We start from the raw sequence: 26,597 nt of genomic DNA on the forward strand, positions 1-26,597 counted from the left end.
TCTCCCCCCCCCCCCCCCCCCCCCCCCCCCCCCCCCCCCCCCCCCCCCCCCCCTCCCCCTCCCCCTCCCCCCGGGCCCGGGGCGTCAGCCGCCGGTCAGGGTGCGGCCGAGCAGGGGCAGCAGCCGGTCCCAGTGGCGCTGCAGCGCGGCGGGGTCGAAGGCGTCGGTGTCGGACATGGTGAAGCCGTGGACGGTACCGGGGTAGATCTCGCAGGTGTGGCCGATGCCCGCGTTGTCCAGGGCCCGGCCGAGTTCGCCGAGGGCCTCGGGCGTGATGTCGGATTCGGCGTGGCCGATGTGGACCTGGGCGGTCAGCCCCGACAGGAGGCGGCGCAGGCCCTCGGGCCCGTCGGCGCCCACGGGTCCGTGGAACGAGGCGGCGGCGGCCACCCGGCCGGGGTGCGCCGCGGCGGTGCGCATCGCCAGGAGTCCGCCTATGCAGTAGCCGGTCACCGCGACCGGGCCGGCGCCGACCCCGGGCCGGGTGGTGAGGAACCTGAGGTAGGCGTCGGCGTCGCTCAGGACGCGTTCGGTGGTGTGCGCCTCGATCAGGGGCATCAGCTGGGCGAAGACCGCGGGCCGGGCCTCTTCCCCGATGTGCTCGGGAAGGTCGATCACCGGTGCCGGGCCGTGCCGGTAGAAGAGGTTGGGGACGAGTACGTAGTACCCGTGCCCGGCGAGTTCGAGGGCCATCTCCCGCAGCACGGGCCGGATGCCGAAACCGTCCGGGTACATCAGCACCCCCGGGTGCCGCTGCCGTTCGCCGTGGTCGGGGAAGGCGGCGAAAGCGTCGGCCGGGCCGTCCGCGGTGGGGATCGACAGGGTCGTGATGGGCATGGATTCTCCAGTCGTGGTCGATGTGCAGAGCCTGTGGCCGAACACGACGGAGGCGGAGCCCGCGCGGCGGCGCGGGCTCCTCGCTCGAACTGGGGGCCCACACCGGCCCGCACGGTGCTCAGCGGAGCACCGGGTCACCGATCCGTGTGTGGCGCAAGGCCGTCCCGGGAGTCATCGCCGCCCACCCTAGCCACGGGCGGAGCCGTCCGCGAGGACGGTCCCGGCCAACACCCCGGATCCCGGGCCCGGTCGGCGCTCCCGGCCCCGCGCGGCAGGCGCTCCCGGGCCCCGCGCGGCGGGCTCCCGGCCCCGCGCGGCAGGCGGTCTTGGCCCCGCGCGGCGGGTGGTCCGGCTCCGGGTGGCCGGAACTCGCCCGGGGCGGGTGAACAGAGGGCTACGTGCTGGTAACTTACGCGAGTTGATCAGGGTCGGGGGTGTGGCCGGCCACGCTCCCGGCCTGAGCCACCCCCACCCCCAGTCAAGGAACCACATTGGCACGCACCGTCGCTGCGGCGGCCCTCGTCTCCACCACGGCCCTCGCACTCGGCCTCTCCCTCCTCGGCGCCGCCGCCCCCGCGTCCGCCGCTGACGCACCCACACCGCACCTGGACTCGGTCGAGCAGACCCTGCGGCAGGTCTCGCCGGGCCTGGAGGGCTCGGTCTGGGAACGCACCGCCGGCAACCGGCTCGGCTCCTCCGTCCCCGGGGGCGCCGACTGGCTGCTCCAGACCCCCGGCTGCTGGGGCGACGCCGCGTGCGCCGACCGGCCCGGATCGCGCCGCCTCCTGGACAAGATGCGCCAGGACATCGCCGGCGCCCGGGAAACGGTGGACATATCGACGCTGGCGCCCTTCCCCAACGGCGGCTACCAGGAGGCGATCGTCGCGGGCCTGAAGGAGGCCGCCCAGAAGGGCGGCCGGCTGAAGGTGCGCATCATGGTGGGCGCCGCGCCCGTCTACCACTCCACGGTGATCCCCTCGTCCTACCGCGACGAGCTGCTCGCCAGGCTGGGCCCGGCCGCCGCGGCCGGCATCACCCTCAACGTGGCCTCGATGACCACCTCCAAGACCGCGTTCTCCTGGAACCACTCCAAGCTGGTCGTCGTGGACGGCACTTCGGTGATCACCGGCGGCATCAACAGCTGGAAGGACGACTACCTCGAGACCACCCACCCGGTCGCCGACGTCGACCTCGCGCTGACCGGGCCCGCCGCCGGCTCCGCGGGCCGCTACCTGGACTCCCTGTGGGACTGGACCTGCCGCAACAAGGGCAACTGGGCCTCGGTCTGGTACGCCGCCTCGCCCGGCGCGGACTGCATGCCCTCCCTGCCCCGCCCGGCCGCCCCGGCGGGCGGCGGGGACGTGCCCGCGCTCGCCGTCGGCGGCCTCGGCGTGGGCATCCGCCAGAGCGACCCCGCCTCCTCCTTCCGCCCGGTCCTGCCCACGGCCGGCGACACCAAATGCGGGATCGGGGTGCACGACAACACCAACGCCGACCGGGACTACGACACCGTCAACCCGGAGGAGAGCGCCCTGCGCGCCCTGGTCTCCAGCGCCGCCTCGCACATCGAGATCTCCCAGCAGGACGTGCACGCCACCTGCCCGCCGCTGCCCCGCTACGACGTACGCCTCTACGACGCCCTCGCCGCGAAGCTCGCCTCCGGCGTGAAGGTCCGCATCGTCGTCAGCGACCCGGCCAACCGCGGCACGATCGGCAGCGGCGGCTACTCGCAGATCAAGTCGCTCTCCGAGGTGAGCGACGCCCTGCGCGGCCGCCTGACGGCCCTGACCGGTGACGGCGGCCGGGCGCGCACGGCGATGTGCGAGAACCTCCAGCTGGCCACGTTCCGCGCGTCCGACCGCCCCACCTGGGCGGACGGCAAGCCCTACGCCCAGCACCACAAGCTGGTCTCGGTCGACGGAGCGGCCTTCTACATCGGCTCCAAGAACCTGTACCCGTCCTGGCTCCAGGACTTCGGGTACGTCGTCGAGAGCCCGGCCGCGGCCGGACAGGTCAAGAGCGACCTGCTGGACCCGCAGTGGCGCTACTCCCAGGCCACCGCGACGTACGACTACGCCCGCGGCCTCTGCCAGGGCTGACACCCCCAGGCCCCCAGGCCCCCGGGTCCCAGGACACCAGGCCCCAGGCCCCAGGCCCCGGACACCCAGGCCCCAGGCCCCAGGCCCCGGACACCCAGGCCCCAGGCCCCGGGTGTCCGGCTCCCCGCCCCCGCCGCCCCCGCTGCGCCCGGCCCGTACGGCCGGGCGCGGCGGGGGCGGCCCCGTGCCCGCCGCCGGGAATACCGCGGGCGCACCCCCCGTTGTGTGGTTGAACAGTCAACAATCTTGGAAGGGGATGGGGACCCATGCAGTTCGGGATCTTCACCGTCGGTGACGTCACGGCCGACCCGACGACCGGACGCGTGCCCGGCGAGCACGAGCGCATCAAGGCGATGCTCGCCATCGCGCAGAAGGCCGAGGAGGTCGGCCTCGACGTCTTCGCCACCGGCGAGCACCACAACCCGCCGTTCGTCCCCTCCTCGCCGACGACGATGCTCGGCTACATCGCCGCACGCACCGAGAACCTGATCCTGTCCACCTCGACGACGCTGATCACCACCAACGACCCGGTGAAGATCGCCGAGGACTTCGCGATGCTCCAGCACGTCGCGGACGGCCGCGTCGACGTCATGACCGGCCGCGGCAACACCGGACCGGTCTACCCCTGGTTCGGCAAGGACATCCGCGACGGCATCGACCTCGCCATCGAGAACTACGCCCTGCTGCGCCGCCTGTGGGACGAGGACACCGTCACCTGGAAGGGCAAGTTCCGCACCCCGCTGCAGTCCTTCACCTCCACCCCGCGCCCCCTGGACGGCGTCGCGCCCTTCGTATGGCACGGCTCCATCCGCTCCCCGGAGATCGCCGAACAGGCCGCCTACTACGGCGACGGCTTCTTCCACAACAACATCTTCTGGCCGGCCTCCCACACCGAGCAGATGGTCAGCCTCTACCGGGAGCGCTACGCCCACTACGGGCACGGCACCCCCGAACAGGCCATCGTCGGACTCGGCGGCCAGGTCTTCATGCGCAAGAACTCCCAGGACGCGGTACGCGAGTTCCGCCCCTACTTCGACAACGCCCCCGTCTACGGCCACGGCCCGTCCCTGGAGGAGTTCACCTCCCGGACACCGCTGACCGTCGGCTCGCCGCAGCAGGTCATCGAACGCACCCTGTCCTTCCGCGACTACGCCGGCGACTACCAGCGCCAGCTGTTCCTGATGGACCACGCGGGCCTGCCCCTGAAGACCGTCCTGGAACAGCTCGACCTCCTCGGCGAAGAGGTCGTACCGGTCCTGCGCAAGGAGTTCGCGAACCTGCGCCCCGCCGGCACACCGGACGCACCGACCCACCAGGCCCGCGTGGCGGCCGCCCGCCCGGCCCCAAAACAGGAGACGCAGGCATGAAACTCGCCGTCGTATCGGCAGGGCTGAGCTCGCCCTCCTCCACGCGCCTGCTCGCCGACCGGCTCACGGCCGCGGCACTCGGCCACCTGGACGCCGCCGCCGAACCCCGGGTCATAGAAGTGCGGGAACTGGCGACGGAGATCGCCCAGCACCTCGTCACCGGGTTCCCGCCCGCCCGGCTGGCCGCCGCACTCGACACGGTCGCGGCCGCGGACGGCCTGATCGCCGTGACACCGGTCTTCGCCGCCTCCTACAGCGGCCTGTTCAAGTCGTTCTTCGACCTCATCGACAAGGACGCCCTCACCGGCACACCGGTCCTCCTCGGCGCGACCGGCGGCACGGCCCGGCACAGCCTGGTCACCGAACACGCCCTGCGCCCGCTGTTCACCCACCTGCGCGCACAGGTCCAGCCCACCGCCGTGTACGCGGCCTCGCAGGACTGGGGCGAGCAGGGCCTGGCCCGGCGGATCACCCGCGCCGGCACGGAACTGGCACACGCCATGAGCCCCGCCGCCCGGGACACCGCCCCCGACACCGCCGCCGCGCTCGCACCCCGTTCGCCGACCGGGGCGATCACATCCGCGGATCCGGCGAACGGCTTCCGGACGGTGCCGTTCGAACAACGGCTGGCCGCCCTGCGCGCCGAGTAGCCCCACGGCATCCCCCCGCAGCACCCGCTCCAGCGGCCCGGCGGCTTCCTGGTCCCCACCATCTGCCGGGCACAGCACCGGGCCCGCCCCGGGCCGGTGCCCCGCCCGGGACACCCCCAAGCCCCCGGGCGGGGCCCAGGTGATCCGGCCCGGCTCCGGATCACGGGCGAAGGCCCCCGCCGCCGTCCTGGGCGGGTACCCTCCCCGGCGGCGGCGGCGGCGGCGGCGGCACGGACACGGCGGCCGGCGGCGAACACCCCCCGCACGCACCGCCGCAGGCCACCGGGCAACATGCCGCGTCCGGCGTAATCGGAGCTTCGGCCCGGCTTCCTCCCCACGCTGTGACAGCCGATCACGCTCAAATCAGGAGGCCCGTGTGCACAGCTCCCGTGGGTGCGCGGCCCTCCGCACGGCGCCCGGGGGCGGGCGGTGAGACGCACCCGCCCGGACGCCTCCCTCACGGCCGGCCCCGACGACGGCTTCCGGCCGGCCGCACCGCCGGCGTGGACGCGGTGGCTGCCGTTCGTCTACGTGGCCTTCGTCCTCCTCCTGGAAGCCGCCCAGCAGGAGGAATGGGCGGTGAGCCTCTTCCTCGTCGCCCTGCCCGCCATCGCCGCGTACGCCTACGGCCCGGCCGTCGTGGCCGCGCTCACCGTCCTCGCCATCCTCCTGGAAGGCTTCCTCGCCGCGGCCTCCCACCACCTGGGCGAGACCCACCACGTCACCGCCGACATCGCCACCGCCGTCGTCGGCATCCTCGCCACCGCCCTCGCCGCGCACCGCCGCAGCCAAGAACGCCACCTCGTCCACGCCAACTCCGTCGCCGAGGCCCTGATGCGGGCCCTGCTGCGCCCGGTGCCGCACCAGGCCGGGAACGTGCTCGCGGCCGGCCTGTACCGGCCGAGCGAGGCCGGGACCATGGTGGGCGGCGACCTCTTCGACATCCGCACCACCCGGACCGGGGAGCGCGCCATCATCGGCGACGTACGCGGCAAAGGGCTCCCGGCGGTCCGCACGGTCGCGGCGATCCTGGGCACCTTCCGCGAGGCCGCCTACGAGGCGCAGGACCTGCCGGCCATCGCCGCCCGGCTGGAACGGGGGCTGGTCCGCGAGGCCGAGGAGATCCGGGACGCCGAACTGTTCGCGACCGCCGTGCTCATCGAGTACGACAGCCTGGCGCACCGGGTGACGGTGACCAACCACGGACACGTGGAGCCGGTACTGATCTCCCGCGGTCAGGTCCGCACGCTGCAGGACCCGCCGGCGCTGCCCCTCGGGCTGGGCCACCTGGCCGCGCGGGACAGGCCGGTGCCGTGCAGCCACCGGTTCACCCGGGGCGACGTACTGCTGCTGGTCACGGACGGGCTGGTGGAGGCCCGTGACCCCGGCGGCGACTTCTATCCGCTCGTGGAGCGGCCCCGCCACCGCTTCGAAGGCCGCCCGGCACCCGGCCCCGCCGACGTCGTCGACTTCCTCAACACCGACCTCCCCCGCCACACCCCCCACCTCCACGACGACGTCGCGATGCTCGCGATCACCCCGCACCCCCGCACCTGACACCCCGCCCCCGGCCCGCCCCGCCCCGGCCCCGTCCGAAGGCCCCGGAGCCGCCCGGGCCGGCACGTACGCTCGACCGTATGCCCCGCTCCCCGAAGAAGCCCCGCCTGCTCGTCGCCGACGGACGCAGCTACACGTGGACGGTCCGTCACGGCCACTGCGTCCTTGAAGACGGCGGCTGCCGCAAAACCCTCACCCTGAATCCCCACCCGCCGGGCACCGGCGGCCTGCTGCGCTTCGTCTTCGACGAGGGCCCCGGCCGGTACGTCTCGGGTTTCACCACGGGCTCGGGCGAGGTGGGGGAGACCGGGACCGGCGCTCTGAACCTGCACGAACCGGGCACCGTACGGGTTCTGCTCGACGCGGCGCTCGCCCGCGGGTGGCACCCGGGGGAGAAACGGGAGACGAAGGCCGACGGCTGGACCTTCCTCGGGCCGGCGGTCGCCGTACGGGGCTGAGTCCGGTCGCCGCACCGGCCCTCAGCGGGGTGCACGTGCGGCGAGGACCCCGGCCCGGGGCCAGACCCGCCGGCCGTCTGCCCGCGGACACCACGAAGGCCCCGGCATCGACCCGGGGCCTTCATGCACTTCGCTGACCTACCGGTTCAACGACCCGGACCGCAGTACGTCACGCCCGCCCCGGTCCCGCCCCGGCGGGCGGGGCCGGCCGCGGCGCAGGCGCACCGCGGCCGGCGGCGCCTGCTGTGCCCTACCTGAACAGACGGTCACCGGGCGCGGCCATGCGATGGGTGCCGCCGTGCCGGTTCACCCAGTCACGGATGAGGCCGACGGAGTTGGCGCACTGCCAGCCGTCGTCGTACTCGCGCACTCCGGTGAAGGCCCCGTAGCCCGCGATGATGCCGTCCACCCGCCCGTCACCCAGCAGCTTGTCCACGTACCAGGGATCGTTGTAGGTGGTCGTCCAGGACAGGGTGGCCGCGAGCTGCCCGGCGTCACGGTCCGCGGCGCCCCTCTTCAGTTCCGCGCACGTGTAGTACGTGGCTTCCGTGCAGTTGCCGAACCCCTTGGTGATGTCGCTGTCGCCGTAGTCCATCACCCGGCGGCCGGCCGGGAACCCGGAACCGGACCGGTCGAACGCGCCCCGGACCCGGTCGCGGGTCCCGGTCGTCGTGATGCCCTCCAGGGCGCCGAGCCTGCCCTCCAGGCTCTGCCAGCCCCGGCCCCCGACGTCCGGGGTGCTGCCGCCGTGGTACTCGTAGAACCCGTAGAGCACCTGGATCCCGGCAGCCGTCAGCCGCTGCGCCTTGTCGCGCAGCCCGGCGACGCTGCACCCGCGGTTCTCCCGCTCCCCGCAGTAGTTGGGATCCTTGATGTCCAGCCAGACCAGCGACAGCCTGCGCCCCTGGTCCGCGTGGGAGAGAATGCGGTCGACCATGCTGTCGAAGCCGGGGCCCAGCCGGTTGTCACCGGCCGAGGAACAGTCGTGATAGGCCCGCCACTCGTTCGGGTTCCACCACGCGCAGACGTCTATCTCGATGCTGTTGGCGCCATGCCTGAGTGCGGCGTCCACGCCGTCCAGGGTGTCGACACGGTGCGCGATGGCGTAGACCGGGTGACGCTGATCGGCCGCCGCCGCCGGGGCCGTACCGAGCGCGGTGGCGGCGACGACCGCGCACAGGGCCGAGAGCAGCGCCAGGAGCATCCGCGGGCCGGCGCCATGCTTGAGGTGAGGGGTCAAGAAAACACTCCGTCATGTCGGTGTCCGAATAGGACGGTTCATCTCACCCGCCACATGCTGGCACGCGATAAATGTATGACGAATGAATTCTGTTGGGGATGTTCCCGGAATGGCGGGAAACAGCCGCCGCCCCCTCCGCCGTATGACGGGAAAACACCCGCGGGGAAAAGAGGGGGCGCAGATTCCGGTGCCGCGCGAATCGCCTCCGCGCGCCCGGACGTCCACCGGGGGCGGTCCGGACCGCGGGCCACCGCTTCCCGCCCTGCCGGAAGCCGCCGGGCCGCAACCGTGCACGGCATCCGGCGCGGACGGCCCGCACGCCGCGCATTCCGCACCCCCGCCGGGAAATACGGACGCCCCCGTTCCCACAGGCCCCGGCCGGCCCCGCGGAATACCGGGGGAGCGGACGCAATGCCGGGGAACGGCCGGAAATCCCCCGCAGCCGGTTTCGGCCGACCGTGACATCACCGATCAGAACCGGACTTGGACGGACGGCGAACATAACCCTCAGGCACTTGCTGCCGTCCGGACGGCATCGCAATACTCTCCGAACGGTCCGGCCGACCGACGTCCCGTGCACTTTCGGCTTTCCGCTTCCACATTCCGGGAGACAGCTATGTCCGACACCGCACACACCCCCGGGGCCGAACTCCACGACCTGGAGCTCGACCTCGGCGACCTCACCGTCACCTCGATGCGGGACACCGCCGCGCTGCCCGAGGGCGGGGCGTCCTGGGGCTCCTGCTCCTGCCAGGGATCGTCGTCCTGCGCCCAGCCGCAGGACGTCACCGCCCTCGAGGTCTGACCCCCCTACACGAGAGGCACCCCATGAACGACGCCACGCAGTCCGCCGGTTTCGACCTCGACGACCTCGACCTCGGTGAACTCACCGTGACCTCCATGCGGGACACGGTCGCGCTCCCCGAGGGAGGCGCGTCCAACGGCGGCAGCTCCTGTTCCTGCGGCTCGTCCTCCTGCGCCCACCCCCAGCTGCCCGAACTCCCCCTGTAACCGGGGAACACCACCGCACCACCGCACACAGCACCACCGCACCACCGCGCACAGCGCCACCGCACCACCGCGCACAGCGCCACCGCACCACCGCACACAGCGCCACCGCACCACCGCGCACAGCGCCACCGCACCACCGCGCACAGCGCCACCGAGTGACCGCTCGCCAGACGCTTCCCGCCGCGCCCCCGCGCCCGGCGGGAAGCCGCGCGCCGCCCCCACCCACAGGACGGGAACCCATGCCGCAGCCGCAGCCGCACTCCGCCCCCGGCACCGACGGCTACCGGGTACGGTCCGCCACCTACGCGCTGGCCCGCGCCACCGTGCTCGCCCACCCGGCCCAGCCTCCCGCCGCAGCCGCCTTCCGGGACCTGCTGACCCGCCTCCACCGGCTCGACACCGAACTGGCCCAGACCGCCGCACCGCTCTGCGACGACCTGTACGCCGCCCGCGACGGCCACCCTACGGACTTCCACCGCGACACCGTCCTGCCCCTGCGCAGAGCCCTGCACAACCACCGCGAACCCCGCCCCGCCCTGCTCGCCCGCCTCGGCGACCTGCCGGCCCGCCTGCCCCGGCTCGCGGCCTGGCTCGCCCTGCGCGCCGACCGCGACACCCTCCTCACCGCCCTCGACACGGCCTGCGGCCCCGCCCTCGACGCCGAACGCGCCTCGCTCGCCGCCCTCTGCCGCGAACCCGCCCTCGCCAAGGCCACCGCCCTGACCAGCGCCGACCTGCTGCGCGCCATCAACCGTGCCGCCACCGGCACAGCCGACCGCCGCACCCGCAAGGAGGAGCCCACCGTGCTGCGCTACGCCCTGCGGGCCAGCACCAAGACCAGCCCGCTGTCATGGTTCACGGCGGTCGGATGGGGCCCACTGGCCGGCCACCTTGCCGACGGCCCCGCCCGCCCGGTGACCTCCTGGGGCACCGCACCCCTCCTCGACGGCCCCCTGCGGTCCGTCGTACGGGCCAACCGCACCCTGACCACCGCGCTGACCCTCGCCCTCCTCGACGCACCACACCGGCGCACCACCCTTCCCCACCGCATCACCAGCACCGCACGGACCGCCGGCGCACGCACCGCCTACACCCGCGACCGGCCCTCCTTCGCCGGCGGCCGCTACCTCGTGCCCGGCGAGGACGAGGCCGAGGTGGCCTCCGGCAGACCGCTGCGCCTGCTCACCGGCCTCGCCGAGAACCCCGTACCCCTCGCGGACCTGACACGGCACCTGGCCGCGGCGCTCTGCCCGGCCGGCGAGGACGACAGCGGCGCCGGCCGGGCCGCGGTCGCCGCCTTCCTCGACCGGCTCACCCGCGCGGACCTCCTGGTCCCGCAGCACCCCGTCGCCCCGCAGGACCCCGCCCCCCTGCAACGCCTCGACGCCTGGGTACGCTCCTTCGCACCCGGCCACCCCGAAGACGCCCGCCGCGCCGACCGGATCGCCGAACTCGGCTCACTGACCGCCCGCTTCGCCGACGCCCCGGCCGCCGACCGCCCCGCCCTGCTCACCACCCTCACCCAGCGCTGGACCGCCGAACTGGCCGCCGCCGGCCGGCCCGTCCCCACCGGCTCCGCCCCGCTGACCGTCCTGTCCGAGGACGTGATCGCCCCGCGCCCGCTGGCACTCGACGGCTTCCTCGGCGCCGCCGACCACGAGGCGCTCGGCGAGGTCACCGCCCTCGCCGAACTCTTCGACCTCGGCCATCTCCTGCGCCGCGCCCTGCGGGACCGCTTCGTCGAGCGCTACGGCCCCGGCGGACGCTGCGCACACCCCTGGGAGTTCGGCACCGACGTCACCGCCGCCTGGGAATCCGCCGGACGGATCGCCCTGCTCGACCCCGCCGACCGGGGCGCGTTCCCCAGCGCGACCGAACCGCTGGCCCGGCTGCGCGCGGAGATCACCGCCGCCCTGCACGACCACGACGGCCCCGCAGGCCGCCACGCCCCCGCTCCCGCCGACGAGGCGGTACTGCCCGCGGACACCCTCAAAACCCTCGGGGAACGGCTCCCCGCCCCGGCCCTCGAACGCCCCCTCAGCTACACCTACTTCCTCCAGCGCGACCCCGCCGCCGGACTGCTGGCCGTCAACCACGTCTACGGCGGCTGGGGCCGCTTCACCAGCCGCTTCCTGGACTTCCTCGACCCCCGCGCCGCCGCCGAGGTGTCCCGGCAGATCCGGCGCGGCCTCGGACCCGGCGCCCGCCCCGCCCAGATCCGCCCCGTCGGCGGGTTCAACGCCAACCTCCACCCCCTCCTCGTCCCGGACGAGATCGGCTCCGACCGCGACCGCACCCCCATCACCGAAGCCGACCTCGAACTCGTCCACGACGAAGCCACCGACCAGGTCCGCATCCACCTGCGGACCACCGGCGAACCGCTCGACGTGCTCTACCCCGGCTTCCTCGCCCCCGTGCTGCTGCCCGCCCGCATCGCAGCCCACCTCGCCGACCACCCGGCCGGCGCCGTCGACTTCCGGCCCCTCGCCCCCCGCCGGACCCTGGACGCACCCGGCGGCCCGGTCACCGTCAGCTCCCGGCTCCGCCACCGCCACGTGGTCCTCCAGCGCCGCCGCTGGCTGCTGCCGCCCGCCGTCGTGGCCGCCCTGCGCGCCGACCTCGCCGCCGACACCCACCCCCACCGGGTCCCCGCAGCCGCCACGGCCGACTGGCGCGCCCGCCTCGGCCTGCCCGAACAGGTCTTCCTGCACCCGGTGGCCGGCGCCCCCACCGGCCGGGCCACCGAGGACTTCCTCAGCCGCCTGACCCGCCCCAAACCGCACCTCGCGGACCTCGGCAACGCCCTGCACCTGCGCTGCCTGGCCAAATGGCTGTCCCGGCACACCGACGGCATCGTCCTGGAGGAGGCACTGCCCGCACCCGGCGGCCTGGCCGCGCCCGTCCGGGCCGTCGAACTCGCCCTGGAGGTCTACCGGGACGGACGCCCGCGATGACCCGCCCGCCCAGCCCGCAGCACCACGACAGGAGCACACCGGACATGCCGTCCCCCGACCCCGAAACCCCCCCGGGACAGGACCCCCGCGACCACGGCGCGCTGGACGTCGTCGCCTACTACCACCACCCCGTCAAAGCCCCGCTGCTGCGCGAGGTCATGCTGCCGCTCGCCGCCACCGCCACCGCCGACGGCACCGCCGCCCACGTGGAACGGCACTGGCTGCACGGCCCGCACCTGCGGCTGCGCCTGCAGGGCACCGACCCCGCCGCCGTCGCGGACACCGCCGCCGCCGCGGCCGCACACATCCAAACCTGGCTGCGCGCACACCCCTCCCACAGCGACCTCACCGAGGCCCAGCTCCTGGAACAGGCCGCCGAGGCCGGCCGCGCCGAACTCCTCCCCCCGCCCTACGGGCCGGTCCACCCCGACAACACGACCCGGATCGAACCCGTCGACCGGTCCTGCGTACGTACTCTCCTCAAAGCGGACGGAACCGCCCTGCGCGAGGACCTTCTGCGCCACGGCCTGGACGCCCTGCGGGCCGGCGCCGGCTTCCTCGGCCGGCACGGGGACACCGGCCGGGCCCGGCTCCGCCTCGCGGTGACCGCCCTGGCCGCCCACGCCTGCGCCCACCCCGGCGGCCTGACGGGCGGACACTGGTCCTACGTCTCCCACCTGGAGGACTTCCTCCTCCACGACGACCCCGACGGAAGACTCCGCGCCACCTTCGAACGGCACGCGCAAGCCGCCGGGGACACCGTCACCGCCCTCGTCGCACGCATCGCCGACGGGCACACCGACGACTGGGAACAGGCCTGGGCCGGCTTCTCCCGCAGCGCCTGGCAGCTCACGCGCCGGCGCCACGCCGCCGGCGCCGACCTGCACGGAGACCCCCTCGCCTACCGGATCCGGGCGGCCGCCACCGGCGACGCCGCCGCGTACGAACGCTGGAACCAGGACATCCGCACCCGCTACAGCGAGTTCCACCGGCTGCTGCGCCGCGCCGACCCGCAGGGCACGATGTGGAGCCGCCCCGACTACCTCATCCACCGGGCCTGCACCAACGCCCTCTACCGGCTGCTGACCGTCTGCGACGTCCGCCCGCTGGAACGCTACCTCGCCGCGCACCTCGTCGTCCGCGCCGTGCCCACCCTGACCGGCTGCGACTGGCGCACCGAGATCGGCACCGTCATCGACGCGGTGGAGGCACGGACATGACCGGCGAACACACCGGCCAGGACGCCCACGACACCGGCAGGAACCGCGCGAACGGCGACGACCGGCCGCACCCCGGCGACCGGCTGCGTCCCGGCACCGCCGTCACACCGCTGCGCGCCGGCCTGCACCTGCGGGGGCGGCGCGGCAGCGTCACGCTGGAAGGCAGCACCGCCGTCCCCGTGGTGTGGGGCCTGCTGGAGGAACCCCTGCGCACCGGCCGCCTCGCCGAGTTCCGGGAGGGCCTGGAGCCGGGCTCAGCCGTCCGCGCCGCCGCCGACACCCTCCTCGGCCAACTCGCCGACCACGACCTCCTCGCCCCCGCACCACCCGCCGCCCAGCACCCCGACCCCGCCGTCGCACGGTGGATCGACGCCACGGCCGCCCGCCCCGCCGACGCGGCCGCCCTCCTCGCCACCGCCCGGGCCGAGGTCCTGGCCCGCGACCCGGCCTCCCCGCCCGCCACCGCCGCCGTACGGGCGCTGACGGCCGGCGGTGTGCCCGTCACCCTCACCCCCGACCCGGACCTGCCCCCAGGCCGCGTCCTGCTGACCGTCCGCGGCGCAGGCCCGGACCGGGCGGTCGCGGCCGGCCGGGGCGGCGCCACCGGATACGTGACCGCCCCCGGCAGCGCCGCCCAGGCACGCGCCGACGCAGCAGCCCTCGAGGCCCGGCTCACCGACGGCACCGACGGCACCGACGGCACCGACGGCACCGGCGGCACCGGCGGTGCTGCCGCGCCGCAACCCCACAACACCCCGGGCACGTTCGCCGCGCTGCTGGCCGGCGCCGCCGCACACCGGCTGCTGTGCGCGGCCGCCGGGCTGCCCGACCCGGCCACCGAGGCCGACGACCCGCGGCTGCTCCCCGGCATCCCCGCCGTCCTCCTCGCCGACGCCCGCCCCGCGCGCGCCGACCACCACAGCTGGCTCGGCCCCGAGCGGATCGACGCGGACCGCCGCATCCGCCTCGCACCCCCGGCCGGGCTCGCCGAGGCACTGCGGCGGATCGCCGCCCTCGGGGAGCGCCGCTGCGGACCCCTGCCCGCACCCCTGCCGGGGGAACTGCCCCAACTCCCGGTACCCCTCGCCACCTGCACACTGCCCGGCCCCGCCACCGGGCACACCGCGACCCCCCGCACCCTGACCGGCGGCGGGCCCCGCCTCGACCTGGCCCGCCTCGAAGTGTTCTGCCGCGCCGCCGAACTGCTGCTCGGGGAAGCCGCGTTCACCGTCGGGGCCGACCCGGGGCACGCCCGCGGCCGCGCCCTGCGCCACGCCGCCGCACGCCGCCTCGCCGCCACCCCGCACAGCCGCCCCCCGCTGGACCCGGCCCGATGGTCCGGCCACCCGCAGCTGCGCCACTGGTGGACGACCCTGACCGGCCGGCTCGCCGTCCCCGCCCGACTGGAGGTGCACCGGGCGGCCCCCCACGCACAGGCGTACCGGGCCGTGGTCCGCCGCACCCCGCCGGGGCCGGGGCGCGGGCCGGGCCCGCTGCTCGGCGAGGCCGTCGAGGCCACCCCCGGCGACGCCGCCTCCTTCGCCGCGCTGGCCGCCGTCACCACCATCTGCACCGCCGCGGCCGGGACGCCCGGCGCCCCGCCACCGCCCTCCGGGGGCGCGGCCGCCCCGCTGGCGGCGGCCGGTGTGCCCACCGCCGCCTGGGAGGACCCCGGCTGGACCGGGGGCTGGCTCGCCGACCTGGCCGGGCGCGAGGAGGCCTTCCACCACACCCTGCACCGGCTGTCCGGAGCCGGCCCCGCGATCACGCCGGCCGCACCCAGCCCCGCACCCGGCCCCGCGATCACGCCGGCCGCACCCGGCCCCGCACCCGGCCCCGCACCCGGCTCCGGCCTCGCCGGCCTGCTGCACTCCTTCGGCTTCACCGTGCTGCACACCGCCGAGGAGGCCCGATGACCCGCCCCGCCACGGCCCCCGCACCCGGTCCCGCACCCGGTCCGGGCCCCGTCCCCGTACTGGACGCGGCCGCCGCCCTGGCGGCCACCACCGGCCGGGCCGCGGTCCTGCTGACCCGCTGGACGCTCGGCCTCGCCGAGGAACTGAGCCGCCACGCCCTGCACCGGCCCGTGGCCCTGGTCCCGGTGCGCTACGACGGGCCGCTGGCGGTGATCGGACCGGTGCTCCGGCCGGGCGCCGCGGCCTGCCTCGTCTGCACCGAGTACCAGCGCCTGGCGACCGCGGGCGGCCGGGTCCCGTGGCAGACCCCGAAGCTGACCCTGGCCGGAGTACCCTCACCGGCCCTGACCCCGGCCGTAGAGGCCCTCGTCCACGACCTCCTCAACCCCGACCCCGACCCCGACCCGGATGCGGCCCCGGATGCGGATCCGGATGCGGCCGTCGTCCACGTCGTCCACCAGGGCCGCGGCACCTGGTCCACCCACCACGTCCGCCCCGTCGGCGGCTGCGACGTCTGCCGCCCGCTGCCCTCCGACACCCGGACACCGCTCCACCCACTGCCCTGCGGACCCCGCCCGATGCCCGACCCGGCCGTCCTGCGCGGCCCCAACCCCCGTACGGCCGGCACCGCACTGCGAGCCGCCCTGCACGACGAGCGGTTCGGACCCGTGCGGCTGCTGCGCCGCTCCGAGGACTCGGCGTTCAGCCTCACCAGCGCGCTCGTCACCGACGGCAGGTCCGTCGACGACGGCGGCCACGGCCGGGCCCGCACCTTCCCCGACAGCGAACGCATCGCCCTCTTCGAAGCCGTCGAACGGTACGCGGGCATGCGCCCCACCGGCCGCCGCACCGACCTGCTGGCCTCCTTCGCCGAACTGGGCCCCGACCGGGCCTTGGACCCCGCACGGCTCGGCCTGCCCGACCCCGCCCACCACGGCCACCCCGCCTCACCCACCGTCCCCTACACCCCGGACCTTCCCCTCCACTGGGTACACGGCTGGTCCCTCACCCACCAGAAGCCGACCGCCGTCCCCGAACACGTCGCCTACTGGGACGTGCCGGGACCGGACCGGCCACGCGTCGTGTACGAGTCCTCCAACGGCTGCGGCCTCGGCAACAGCCCCGAAGAGGCCGCCCTGTACGGGCTGTTCGAGGTCGCGGAACGCGACGCCTTCCTCATGGCCTGGTACGCCGCCACCCCGCTGCGCCGCATCCACCCGCCGGCCGACGACACCGACACCCTGCTGCTCGCGGACCGGGCGGCGGCCGCGGGCTACCGGCTCCTGCTCCTGGACGCGACCAACGACTTCGCCGTCCCGGCCGTCCTGGCGGTCTGCCGCTACGAGGGCGGCCACCCCGGCGCGCCGCGGATGTTCCTCGCGGCCGGCGCCCACCACGATCCGCGCACCGCCATCCGCTCCGCCGTCGCCGAGGCCGTCACCAACGTGCTGGAGGCACCGCACCGTTCCTCCGCCGAGGCAGGGCCACGCGACCCCGAACGGCTGCGGCCCATGCTGGAACACCCCGAACTCGTCCTCACCCTCGACGACCACGTCGGGCTGAACACCCTGCCCGAGGCCGCCCTGCGCCTGGAGTTCCTCTTCGCCGACACCCCGGCCGCGGCGGTCGACGAGGCCTGGCCCGGCGCCCCCCGGCCGGTGCCCGACCTCTCCGGCCTCCTGACGCGGACCGTCGCCCGGCTGGCCCGGGCCGGACTGGAGGTGATCACCGTCGACCAGAGCGAGCCGGGGCTGCGCGAACGGTTCGGCCTGCACTGCGTGAAGGTCGTCGTCCCCGGCGCGCTCCCGATGACCTTCGGGCACGTCAACCGGCGCACCCTCGGCCTGCCCCGGCTGCTGGAAGTACCCCACCGCCTGGGCCGCACCGGCCGGCCGGTGCACCACGGCGAACTGCCCCTGCACCCGCACCCCTTCCCCTGACCCGACACGCGAGGCGAGGACCGGACGACGTGACGACGACCGACAACGGCACCGGCACCGGCACGTGCGCCGCCGCCGGCACCTGGCAGAGCCACCACCTCTTCCTGCACTCCACCACCGAGGACACCGACCGCTTCCTGATCCGTGACGCGGCCCCCCTCCTCGACGGCCTCGTGGCCGCCGGCGAAGCCGCCGACTGGTTCTTCATCCGCTACGGACAGGACGGCCCCCACGTACGGATCCGTGTCCGTACCACCGGGACCGCGACCGCCGCGGACCTCCCCCGACTACCGGACCTGCCGGACCTGCTGGCCCGGCGGGCACGGCAGGTGCCCGCCGTCCCCGGCCCCTGGCCCTCCCGGCACGCCGAGATCCGCGCCGTGCCCTACGTACCCGAAACCCGGCGCTACGGCGGACCGCGGGCCCTGCCCGTCGCCGAGGCGCTCTTCGGCACCTCCACCCGCACCGCCCTCGACGTACTGCGGGCCCTGCCCGCCAGGACCACGGCCGCAACCCGGCTCACCGCGGCCGCGGACCTGGCGCACACCACGGCCTACGCGCTCGGCATGGACCCGCTCGCCGCCGCACGCTGGCTCCGCGCGCACGCGGCGGGCTGGCGCTGGGTCACCGAGGTGCCGCTGCTGCCCGCCGCCGCCGTCCACACCCGGGTCAACACCGTCCACGCCGCGCAGCGCACGACCCTCGGCGCTCGCGCCGCGGACCTGCGCGAGCGCCTGCAGGCCGGCACCGCGGCGCCCTGGCTGACGCACTGGGCCGAACGGGTCCGGGAGGCCGACGCGACCCTCGACGGCCCCGGCGAGCGGACCCGGGCCGGGATCTGGGGCTCCCAGCTGCACATGCTGTTCAACCGGCTGGGAGTGAGCCCCGACGAGGAACGGGCCGTGTGCCGGCTGGCCGCGCGCACCCTGCTGGAGACGGACGGACCGGCAGGCTTCTTCCCGCCCGGCCACACCGCCCCCGACCTGCAGTACCTGGAGCGCAGCAAGTTCCAGATCGGCCGCGGCGAGGACTCGGCACTGCGCCCGCTGCCGGCCCCGGCCCCGGCCCCGGCCCCGGCCCCGGCCCCGGCCCTGGCGGCCGACCCGGCCGGGCCCGCCGAAATCCCGCTCCCCGCCGACCCGTTGCCCGAGGTGCCCCTGGCCGCGGTCCTCGCCGCACGCTCCTCGCTGCGCGGCGCCCTCACCGGCCCCCTCGACACCGGCACGCTCGGCGCCCTGCTGTGGCACTCCCTCGCCGAAAGCGGCCGCACCGAGCAGCACCTCGCCGACGGCACGACCCGTACCCTGGCCCACCGCCCCTACCCCAGCGCGGGCGCCCTCCACACGGCACGCGTCCGCCTCCTCGTCCTCGACGTGAACGGTCTCCCCGCCGGCACCTACGACTGCCTCCCCGAACGCCGGACCCTGCGCCGCATCGGCCCGGCGGCCCCGCTGGAGGACATCACCGCCCTGTCGACCTACCTCTCGCGCCCCTCGGCCGACCCGGACTGGATCGGCATCGCACAGGCACCGGTACTCCTCGCCCTCTACGCCGACCTCGGCCTGCTGCGCCGCCGCTACGGACTGCGCGCGCTGCGCCTGGCCCTGCTGGAGACCGGCCACCTGGCCCAGACCCTGCTGCTCACGGCGTCGGCCCTGGGCCTGGGCGGGACCCCGCTGGGCGGCTTCCACGACGACCTGGCCCACGAACTGCTCGGACTCCACGACCCGGACCAGCCGCTCCAGTACCTCCTTCCCCTCGGCCGCAGGCCGCACCGGCACGGCAGGTGACCACGGCACGCCAACGGACAACGCCGACGACGACCGGTGCGGCACTCAGCGCTCGTCGCCGACCGCGCCCGGTGCCAGGGCGGGGGAGGGGAACGCATGGCGTGCCTCACCGCCGGACCCACACACCCCGACGGCTGGGCCGCGCCCGCCCGCACGGCAGGACTGCGCTGCGCCCAGGGCGCGGCCTCCTCCAGCGTCGACCGCGCGGGGGAACCGACGCGTGGCCGCAGTCCCGGCCGTCCTGGACAGAGGCACTGCGCCGCGGGAGGAACGAACCGCACCGACACGAGACACGAGACAGGCGCCTGCCCTGCCCTGCCCGGTCCTGCCCGGCCCGGCACGCGAGGTGCCGGCCCGGGCAGGCGCTCAGAAGTCCCAGCTCTGGCTCCGCGCGCCGTTGCAGCTCCAGCTCACCAGGAGCTGGCCGATGTCAGGCCGCCCGGCCAGGATGTCCAGGCACTTCCCGTTCACCCGGTTACGGATCTCACTGCCGTTGCGGTACCACTTCTGGTGAAGACCGCCGTGGCAGTCCCACATGCTCACCGACCCCTGGTCCCCCAGATGCGGGCCGTAGATCTCCAGGCACTTCCCGTTCATGCTCGAACGGATCTGCTCACCGTCCCAGTACCACTGCTGGTTGGTCCCGCCGTGACAGTCCCACGTCACGGTGGAGGCGCCGTTCTCGTTGTGGAACATGAAGATGTCGGCGCACCTCCCGTTCAGGTTGGACTTGAGCAGCGGTGCCGCGGCATACGCGGGCGAGCCGGTCAAGACAGGGCCGGCCAGCAGCCCGGTGACCGCCGCCAGCAGCATCAGTCGTCGCACGGACCTCATGTATTTCCCCTTCCCATCACCGTGGCGCGGTTGCGCCGGCCCCTGTCTAGCCCCCGGTCGATGTCCGGCGCCGGAACGAGGATTCCGGACATCAAAAGCTGGACAAACACCACCCGACACGGATGCGGAAAGCCGCAGGAAGGACAGCAATGCCACGCCCCGAACGCCCGCTCGACCCGGACTCCGGTCCGCTGACACGATTCGCGGCCGACCTCCGGAAACTGCGCGAGGCAGCGGGACGCCCGCCCTACCGGGCACTGGCGAAAACGGCACACTATTCGTCCACGACACTGTCGGACGCCGCGGGCGGGAACACCTTCCCGAGCCTCGCCGTCACGCTCGCCTACGTCGACGCCTGCCAGGGCGACCGCCGCGCATGGGAAACCCGATGGCATGCCGTCGCCACCGAGATCGCCGCGAGCGCACCACGCGAGGACCCCGCGGAAACCAGCCGTCAGAACGCCCCGTACGCCGGGCTGTCGGCATTCCAGCCCGAAGACGCGAGCCGCTTCTTCGGACGCGAGCGGCTGACCGGCGAACTCCTCGCGAAGGTACGCGACCGCCGCTTCCTCGCCGTCTTCGGGCCCTCCGGATCGGGAAAATCCTCGCTGCTGCGGGCCGGACTCGTCGCCCGCGCACGGGCATCGGGGTGGCCGGTCATGCTCTTCACCCCGGGCCCGCATCCCCTGGAGGAATGCGCGCTCCACCTCGCCGCGGCGACGGGCGAGGCCCCCGCCACCCTGCTGACCGAGCTGCAGGACGATCCCGCGGCACTGCACCTGCGCATCCGCCAGACCATGACCGACCACACACCGGACACCGACACACTGATCGTCGTCGACCAGTTCGAAGAGATCTTCACCCTCTGCACGGACCGCGGCGAACGCGGCGCGTTCACCGCCCTGCTGACCGCGGCCGCCACGACGGCGACCAGCCGCACCCGGGTGGTACTCGGCGTACGCGCCGACTTCTACGGCCACTGCGTCCAGGACCCCCGGCTGGTCGAAGCAATCCGCGACGCGCAGATCGCGGTCGGCCCGATGAGCAGCCAGGAACTGCGCGAGGCCATCACCCGGCCGGCCGTCCTCGCCGACTGCACGGTGACCGGCCCGCTCCTCGCGGCCGTGGTCGCGGACGCGACCGGCCAGCCGGGCGCACTGCCCCTGGTCTCGCACGCGATGGTCGAGACCTGGCGCCGGCGCAGCGGCAGCCGCCTGACCCTGGAGGGCTACCTGGCCGCCGGCGGAATCCAGCACGCCCTCGCACACACCGCGGAGAGCGCCTACGGAGCACTGTCACCCGCACAGCAGGACCTCGCCAGGTCGCTGTTCCTCCGGCTGACCGCCCTGGGCGACGGCACCGAGGACACCAGGCGCCGCATTACCAGGGACGAACTGGACCCGAACCCCGACACCGTCCACGTCCTCGAATCCCTCGCCCGGAAACGGCTCGTGACACTCGACCAGGAATGCGCCGAGATCACCCACGAGGCGATCATCCGGTGCTGGCCGAGACTGCGCGGCTGGCTCACCGAAGACCGCGACCGGCTGCTCCTGCACCGCCGGCTCACCGACGCGACCGCCGGCTGGGAGCGGCACGACCGCGACCCGCACACCCTGTACCGGGGCGCCCGCCTGGCCGCGGCCCTGGACCTGGCCGCCGCGGACGGCAGCCACCTGACCTCGAAGGAACGGCGCTTCCTCGACGCGAGCCGGGAAGCACAGGCCGGCGAGATGGCCGCGGTCAGGCGACGGACGGTCCGCCTGCGGCAACTGGTCACACTGCTCACCGTGCTGGTGGCCGTCGCCGCGACCGCGGGCGCACTGGCCGTCGGCTCGCGCGACTCCGCCGTCCGCCAGCGCAACGTGGCCATCGCACGCAAGGCCGCCGCCGACGCCGCCGAGGTACGCCGGCACGACCCCGCGCTCGCCGCGCAACTGAACCTGGCCGCCTACCGGCTGGCAGCCACCGGCGACGTCCGCGACCAGCTCATGAGCACGTTCGCGACGCCCTACACGAGCCGGCTCACCGGCCACACCTCCGACGTGGTCTCGATCTCCTTCGCCCCGAAGAGCAGGGTCCTGGCCACCGCGAGCTGGGACCGCACGGTCCGGCTGTGGGACACCGAGGACGCCCACCACCCCGTACAGCTCGCCGCCGTGACCCAGCCGGAGCGGATGGTGTCGGTGGCCTTCGACCCGGGCGGCCGCATCCTGGCCACGGCGAGCGAACGCTCCGTACGGCTCTGGGACGTGACGGACCGTCGTGCGCCCGCCGAACTGAGCACCCTGCCGGACCAGCGGTCCGCACCGACATGGGTGGCGTCCGGGCCGGGCGGCCTCATCGCCACCGGCCACACCGACGGCACGACGCGCCTGTGGAACGTGCACGACCCCCACAACCCCCGGCAACTGGCCACCCTGCCCGGTCACTCCGGCACGGTCACCTCGGTGACGTTCGGCCCGGACAACCGCACGGTGGCGACCACCGGCGACACCACCACCAGACTGTGGAATGTCGCGGACCCCGCGCACCCGCTCCTCCTCGACGTCCTGCGCGGACACACCGACACCGTGACCTCGGCCGCCTTCAGCCCCGACGGCAACACCCTGGCGACCGGCAGCTGGGACCGCACCGCACGGGTCTGGGACATCACCGGCGGCCGGTCCACCCGGCCGCCCGCCGTCCTGCCCGGCCATCCCGCGATCGTCTGGTCACTCGCCTTCAGCCCGGACGGCACCACACTCGTCTCGGTCGGCGGCACCACCCAGTTCTGGGACATCGCCGCCCCGGCGGACCCGAAGCGCACCAGCACGCTCCAGGGCGGGTTCTACCAAGCCGCGTTCAGCCCCGACGGCCGCCTCCTCGCCACCTCCGACCGGCTCCTGGACCTGCGGGACCTCTCCCTCGCCACCCACGACGACGTGGTCACCTCCCTCGCGTTCGCACCCGGCGGCCACCTGCTCGCCAGCGCCAGCTGGGACGGCACCGCACGCCTGTGGCAGGTCACCGGCGGCCGCGCCCTGTGGCCGCTGTCGGCCCTGCACGGACACACCAGGTTCGTGCGCTGCGTGACGTTCAGCCCGGACGGCCGCACCCTCGTCACCGCCAGTGAGGACGGCACCGCCCGCGTCTGGAACGTCACCGACCCCCGAAAGCCCCGCCTGACATCGGTCATCGCCCCCGAAGGCGGCGAAGTCGCCGGCACCGCCTTCGCCCCGGACGGCCGCCTCCTGGCCGTCTGGGCACAAGCCACGGCCGGCCTCTGGGACCTGACCGATCCCGCCGCCCCCCGGCCGCTGAGCCGGATCGCCGAGGACGGGCCGCACGTCACGACGGCCTCGTTCCGGCCCGACGGCCACACGCTGGTCACCAGCACGGGCGAGTCCGGCTCACTGCGACTCTGGGACATCACCCGGCCACGCACCCCCCGGGAACTGCCCTCCCCCTTCCCCTCCGACCCTCTCACCGGCGGCGTATTCAGCCCCGACAACCGGCGGCTGGCCGCCTTCCACCGAACGGACAGGACCATCTGGCTGATCGACGTCGACGACATCCACCACCCGGCGAAGACAACGCAGCTGCCGGCCTCCGGCTCCTGGCTCTACACGCTGGCCTTCGACGCGCAAGGCCGCCGACTGGCAGCCGGCGCCGCGGACAGCAAGGCCCTCCTGTGGGACGTGAGCGGCCCGGCCACCCCCACCGTCCTCACCGGCCACGCCAACCCCGTACCGGCCGTGGCATTCAGCCCGGACGGCACCACCCTGGCCACCGGCGGCAACGACTTCACGATCCGGCTGCGGGACACCGGCCCGGACCGGGTCGCCACCCGCATCTGCGACAGCGCCCACCCCCGGATCACCAGAGCCCAATGGGCCCAGTACTTCACGGCGGTCGGCTTCACCCCGCCCTGCCCCGCCACCTGACACCCGGAGGGCTCAGCGCCTGTACCTCCGTGCAGACCGGGCTTCGTCGCCCCGGGAGCGATGCGAGAACGAGAGCATGAGCACGATCGACCCGCATGCCGAGCGGAATCCCGTTCCGGACAGGTGCCGGGACCGACGCGCGGTGTCGGTCATCCATCGGCGGCTGCCGGTCCGGTGTCGGTGGCATGTCGGCGAGGCCCGGCAACCTTCCAGGGACGGCCCCCCGGAGCTCACCGGGCGGCCCCGATCCCCAGGAGCCACCATGCACATGCCCGTCACGATCATCGGCGCCGGACTCGGCGGACTCACCCTGGCACGCGTCCTGCACGTCCACGGAATCCCGGTCACCGTCTACGAGGCGGAGCCCTCCCCGACGGTGCGCACGCAAGGCGGGCTGCTCGACATCCACGACTACAACGGACAGCTCGCCCTCAAGGCGGCCGGCCTGATGGACGAATTCCACGCCATCGTCCTGGAGGGCCGCCAGGCGATGCGGGTCCTCGACCCGGACGGGACCGTCCTGCTCGACAAGGCCGACGACGGCACGGGCGGACGCCCCGAGGTGCAGCGCGGCGAATTACGACAGATCCTCCTCGACTCACTCCCGCCCGGCACGGTCCGGTGGGGGCACAAGGCCGGCAGCACCCGCGCCCTCGGCCGGGGCCGCCACGAGGTGACGTTCGCCGACGGCGCCACCGTCGTCACCAGCCTGCTGGTCGGCGCGGACGGCGCCTGGTCACGGGTACGGCCACTGCTCTCCACCGCCACACCCGAGTACACCGGCACGTCGTTCGTCGAGACGTACCTGTTCCACGCCGACACCCGCCACCCGGCCGCCGCGAAAGCGGTCGGCGGCGGGATGCTGATGGCGCCCTCGCCGGGCAGGGAGATCTTCGCCCACCGGGAAAGCGGCGACACCCTGCACACCTACGTGGCGCTGACCAGGCCGCAGGACTGGTTCGCCGCCATCGACTTCACCGATGCCGCCGCGGCCACCGCACGGATCGCGCGCGAGTTCGACGGCTGGGCACCGGAACTCACCGCGCTGATCACCGACGGCGACACCGCGCCGGTCCTGCGCCCCCAGTACGCTCTGCCGACCGGGCACCGGTGGGACCGGGTGCCGGGGGTCACCCTGCTCGGCGACGCCGCCCACCTCGCGCCCCCGAACGGCGAAGGCGCCAACCTGGCCATGTACGACGGCGCCGAACTCGGCAGGGCCCTCGCCGCACACCCCGACGACGTCGAGGCCGCGCTCACCGAGTACGAGCAGGCCATGTTCCCCCGCAGCGCCCAGGTCGCCACTTTCGAAGGCGGAGAGGTCCCGGGGATCGACTCCGAGCACAACACGGCCCAGGGCCTGATCGACATGATCACCGAGAAGAGCCGATGAGCCGCCCAGGCCCCGATCCGACGCTCTCCGTCCCGCCCGCGCCCGAGCCCGGCCGGCGGTGGCTCCCGAACCCATCGACATTGATCACGGGCGCGAGCGATGGACCGGCTCCCTAAGCCCTCGACAAACGACTCCCGTTCCCACCGCCCGGCGTCGGGGACTTCACCGCGGGGGAGGCAGCCGCGAAGTCCCCGACGCCGCACCGCGGTTCAGGCCACGAGCAGGCGCAGCCCGAGATCTGCCGCGTCGAGGCCGGCGAGGTGGCTGTTGCGTGCGGCCCACCGGCCGGAGGCGAGGTCGGCGCCGAGGCTTCGTACCGCCCGCTGCTCGGCCTCCGGCCCGACCCGCGTCCACACCGACACCGCACGGCGCACGCGATCCTCCGGATACGCCTCCGGCCGGCGCCAGTACGCCTCGAACAGGCCGTCGGCGCAGTGACCCGCCCTCGAAGAGAGCGGCGTCCCGGCCGCCACCGCTCACCGCCGGCTGCAGGCCCGGCGGCCCGGCCTCACTTCAGGTGCCGGCCGAAGAACCGGTTCCCGTCCTCCACCTCGAACCACGGAGTGCCGGTGTGTCCGCCCGGATTGGCGTGCAGCGTCTTCTCCTTGGCGCCGAAGGAGTCGAACAGGTCCAGGGCCCGTTGCCGGGGATTCCCCTCGTCGTCCCACTGCAGCAGGAACAGCAGCGGAACGGTGACCTGCCGGGCCTCCTCGCGCTGGGCGCGGGGCACGTAACCCCCGGCGAAGAAACCGGCGGCCGCGATGCGCGGCTCGGCCACCGCAAGGCGGATGCCGACGGCGGTCCACCCCGAGTACCCGACCGGGCCGCCGATCCCGGGCAGCGCAAGGAGGGCGTCCAGGGTGGTCCGCCATTCCGGGACCGCCTTTTCGACCAGCGGGCCGATGAAGGACTCGAAGATCTCCTCGACCGGCTCGCCGGCCTGCACCGCCCGGCGGAGGCCGGCGCGGGCCTGCTCGTCGGCGGCGGAACGGGGCCGGTCACCGCACCCGGGGGCGTCGATGGCGGCCACCGCGTAGCCCTGCGCCGCCGAGTGCCGGGCCCGGGCCACCAGCCGGGCCGCACCCTTGGGCAGGCCGTTGTTGTGGGCCATCAGGATCAGCGGGACCGGTACGGCGGATTCAGGCGTCCACAGGGTGCCGGGGATCTCGCCGAGGGTGAATTCGCGTTCGAGGACGCCGTCGTCGAGGCGCTGTCCGGAAGTGAAGTGCATGGTCGTGCCTTTCGGGAGGGCTTGCGAGCGGCGCTCCCGGACGACCTGCCTACCGTCCGACCGTGACCCCGCAGGGGAGCACCCGTGTCGATACTGCGTTCACGGGTACCACCTCCTCGTTCTCTCGCACGGCCTCCGGGAACGTAGCAGTGCCCGCCGGGGTCCGCCAAGCAG

General features: G+C 74.6%; 18 protein-coding genes and 1 pseudogene. 14 read left to right on the forward strand and 5 right to left on the reverse strand.

From position 1 onward, the window contains the following. Positions 1-84: 84 nt before the first annotated feature. On the reverse strand, positions 85-837 hold the full coding sequence (locus ACZ4YL_RS35495) for a dienelactone hydrolase family protein (RefSeq protein ID WP_468122053.1): 753 nt from the start codon (positions 835-837) through the stop codon (positions 85-87). Between the two features lie 491 nt (positions 838-1,328). Here ACZ4YL_RS35495 and ACZ4YL_RS35500 point away from each other — a divergent pair, with 491 nt between their 5' ends. The 5 genes from ACZ4YL_RS35500 to ACZ4YL_RS35520 all read left to right on the forward strand — a co-directional run bounded on the left by ACZ4YL_RS35500 (position 1,329) and on the right by ACZ4YL_RS35520 (position 6,968). Beyond that, complete coding sequence (locus ACZ4YL_RS35500; protein WP_468122055.1) at positions 1,329-2,936, forward strand: phospholipase D-like domain-containing protein; 1,608 nt, start codon at positions 1,329-1,331, stop codon at positions 2,934-2,936. Positions 2,937-3,202: 266 nt separating this feature from the next. Then, positions 3,203-4,303, forward strand: a complete 1,101-nt coding sequence (locus tag ACZ4YL_RS35505) for an LLM class flavin-dependent oxidoreductase (protein WP_468122057.1) — start codon at positions 3,203-3,205, stop codon at positions 4,301-4,303. Beyond that, complete coding sequence (locus ACZ4YL_RS35510) at positions 4,300-4,953, forward strand: CE1759 family FMN reductase (RefSeq protein WP_468122059.1); 654 nt, start codon at positions 4,300-4,302, stop codon at positions 4,951-4,953. The genes ACZ4YL_RS35505 and ACZ4YL_RS35510 overlap by 4 nt, the downstream gene beginning before the upstream one ends. A 429-nt stretch (positions 4,954-5,382) precedes the next feature. After that, positions 5,383-6,510, forward strand: a complete 1,128-nt coding sequence (locus ACZ4YL_RS35515; RefSeq protein WP_468122061.1) for a PP2C family protein-serine/threonine phosphatase — start codon at positions 5,383-5,385, stop codon at positions 6,508-6,510. An 80-nt stretch (positions 6,511-6,590) separates the two neighbouring features. Next, a complete protein-coding gene (locus ACZ4YL_RS35520; protein WP_468122063.1) occupies positions 6,591-6,968 on the forward strand; it encodes a hypothetical protein in 378 nt (125 codons plus the stop codon). Between the two features lie 250 nt (positions 6,969-7,218). Here ACZ4YL_RS35520 and ACZ4YL_RS35525 read toward each other — a convergent pair whose 3' ends face one another. Beyond that, positions 7,219-8,208 carry a PI-PLC domain-containing protein gene (locus tag ACZ4YL_RS35525; RefSeq protein WP_468122065.1) on the reverse strand — a complete coding sequence of 330 codons (990 nt, stop codon included), beginning with the start codon at positions 8,206-8,208 and terminating at the stop codon, positions 7,219-7,221. 616 nt (positions 8,209-8,824) lie between these two features. On the opposite strand from ACZ4YL_RS35525, the gene ACZ4YL_RS35530 reads away from it, so the two are divergent. The 7 genes from ACZ4YL_RS35530 to ACZ4YL_RS35560 all read left to right on the forward strand — a co-directional run bounded on the left by ACZ4YL_RS35530 (position 8,825) and on the right by ACZ4YL_RS35560 (position 19,039). After that, entirely contained in the window at positions 8,825-9,013 is a 189-nt protein-coding gene (locus ACZ4YL_RS35530) for a thiazolylpeptide-type bacteriocin (RefSeq protein WP_382539548.1), read from the forward strand. 23 nt (positions 9,014-9,036) lie between these two features. Beyond that, a complete protein-coding gene (locus ACZ4YL_RS35535) occupies positions 9,037-9,219 on the forward strand; it encodes a thiazolylpeptide-type bacteriocin (protein ID WP_030774781.1) in 183 nt (60 codons plus the stop codon). A 239-nt stretch (positions 9,220-9,458) separates the two neighbouring features. Then, a complete protein-coding gene (locus tag ACZ4YL_RS35540; RefSeq protein ID WP_468122067.1) occupies positions 9,459-12,173 on the forward strand; it encodes a lantibiotic dehydratase in 2,715 nt (904 codons plus the stop codon). Between the two features lie 44 nt (positions 12,174-12,217). Next, entirely contained in the window at positions 12,218-13,393 is a 1,176-nt protein-coding gene (locus tag ACZ4YL_RS35545) for a lantibiotic dehydratase C-terminal domain-containing protein (RefSeq protein ID WP_468122069.1), read from the forward strand. Beyond that, positions 13,390-15,309, forward strand: a complete 1,920-nt coding sequence (locus ACZ4YL_RS35550; RefSeq protein WP_468122071.1) for a hypothetical protein — start codon at positions 13,390-13,392, stop codon at positions 15,307-15,309. The genes ACZ4YL_RS35545 and ACZ4YL_RS35550 overlap by 4 nt, the downstream gene beginning before the upstream one ends. Continuing rightward, positions 15,306-17,249, forward strand: coding sequence for a TOMM precursor leader peptide-binding protein (locus ACZ4YL_RS35555; protein ID WP_468122073.1), 1,944 nt, complete (start codon positions 15,306-15,308; stop codon positions 17,247-17,249). Before ACZ4YL_RS35550 ends, ACZ4YL_RS35555 begins: the two co-directional genes overlap by 4 nt. Before the next feature lie 29 nt (positions 17,250-17,278). Then, positions 17,279-19,039: a thiopeptide-type bacteriocin biosynthesis protein gene (locus tag ACZ4YL_RS35560; RefSeq protein ID WP_468122074.1), complete on the forward strand. Its 1,761-nt coding sequence runs from the start codon at positions 17,279-17,281 to the stop codon at positions 19,037-19,039. 366 nt (positions 19,040-19,405) lie between these two features. On the opposite strand, the gene ACZ4YL_RS35565 is transcribed toward ACZ4YL_RS35560, so the two are convergent. Next, positions 19,406-19,873, reverse strand: a complete 468-nt coding sequence (locus tag ACZ4YL_RS35565) for an RICIN domain-containing protein (protein ID WP_468122076.1) — start codon at positions 19,871-19,873, stop codon at positions 19,406-19,408. A 149-nt stretch (positions 19,874-20,022) separates the two neighbouring features. Between ACZ4YL_RS35565 and ACZ4YL_RS35570 the strand changes: the two genes are divergently transcribed. Together ACZ4YL_RS35570 and ACZ4YL_RS35575 are read left to right on the forward strand one after the other, a co-directional pair. Further along, positions 20,023-23,799: an nSTAND1 domain-containing NTPase gene (locus ACZ4YL_RS35570; RefSeq protein ID WP_468122077.1), complete on the forward strand. Its 3,777-nt coding sequence runs from the start codon at positions 20,023-20,025 to the stop codon at positions 23,797-23,799. 262 nt (positions 23,800-24,061) lie between these two features. Then, positions 24,062-25,192: an FAD-dependent oxidoreductase gene (locus tag ACZ4YL_RS35575; RefSeq protein WP_468122079.1), complete on the forward strand. Its 1,131-nt coding sequence runs from the start codon at positions 24,062-24,064 to the stop codon at positions 25,190-25,192. Between the two features lie 209 nt (positions 25,193-25,401). Here the strand turns inward: ACZ4YL_RS35575 and ACZ4YL_RS35580 are convergent. Further along, a pseudogene (locus tag ACZ4YL_RS35580) lies at positions 25,402-25,626 on the reverse strand (MerR family transcriptional regulator); the annotation flags it as partial. 74 nt (positions 25,627-25,700) lie between these two features. Next, on the reverse strand, positions 25,701-26,423 hold the full coding sequence (locus ACZ4YL_RS35585; protein ID WP_468122080.1) for a dienelactone hydrolase family protein: 723 nt from the start codon (positions 26,421-26,423) through the stop codon (positions 25,701-25,703). Between the last annotated feature and the right edge of the window lie 174 nt (positions 26,424-26,597).

Source organism: Streptomyces sp. NPDC030021, from assembly GCF_055574035.1.

Bases quoted from the DNA above. Each gene is read 5' to 3' on its own strand.
- ACZ4YL_RS35520 (WP_468122063.1), top strand. From the start codon at position 6,591: ATGCCCCGCTCCCCGAAGAAGCCCCGCCTGCTCGTCGCCGACGGACGC.
- ACZ4YL_RS35585 (WP_468122080.1), bottom strand. From the start codon at position 26,423: ATGCACTTCACTTCCGGACAGCGCCTCGACGACGGCGTCCTCGAACGC.
- ACZ4YL_RS35535 (WP_030774781.1), top strand. From the start codon at position 9,037: ATGAACGACGCCACGCAGTCCGCCGGTTTCGACCTCGACGACCTCGAC.
- ACZ4YL_RS35495 (WP_468122053.1), bottom strand. From the start codon at position 837: ATGCCCATCACGACCCTGTCGATCCCCACCGCGGACGGCCCGGCCGAC.
- ACZ4YL_RS35550 (WP_468122071.1), top strand. From the start codon at position 13,390: ATGACCGGCGAACACACCGGCCAGGACGCCCACGACACCGGCAGGAAC.
- ACZ4YL_RS35540 (WP_468122067.1), top strand. From the start codon at position 9,459: ATGCCGCAGCCGCAGCCGCACTCCGCCCCCGGCACCGACGGCTACCGG.
- ACZ4YL_RS35575 (WP_468122079.1), top strand. From the start codon at position 24,062: ATGCACATGCCCGTCACGATCATCGGCGCCGGACTCGGCGGACTCACC.
- ACZ4YL_RS35505 (WP_468122057.1), top strand. From the start codon at position 3,203: ATGCAGTTCGGGATCTTCACCGTCGGTGACGTCACGGCCGACCCGACG.
- ACZ4YL_RS35570 (WP_468122077.1), top strand. From the start codon at position 20,023: ATGCCACGCCCCGAACGCCCGCTCGACCCGGACTCCGGTCCGCTGACA.
- ACZ4YL_RS35530 (WP_382539548.1), top strand. From the start codon at position 8,825: ATGTCCGACACCGCACACACCCCCGGGGCCGAACTCCACGACCTGGAG.
- ACZ4YL_RS35565 (WP_468122076.1), bottom strand. From the start codon at position 19,873: ATGAGGTCCGTGCGACGACTGATGCTGCTGGCGGCGGTCACCGGGCTG.
- ACZ4YL_RS35555 (WP_468122073.1), top strand. From the start codon at position 15,306: ATGACCCGCCCCGCCACGGCCCCCGCACCCGGTCCCGCACCCGGTCCG.
- ACZ4YL_RS35510 (WP_468122059.1), top strand. From the start codon at position 4,300: ATGAAACTCGCCGTCGTATCGGCAGGGCTGAGCTCGCCCTCCTCCACG.
- ACZ4YL_RS35545 (WP_468122069.1), top strand. From the start codon at position 12,218: ATGCCGTCCCCCGACCCCGAAACCCCCCCGGGACAGGACCCCCGCGAC.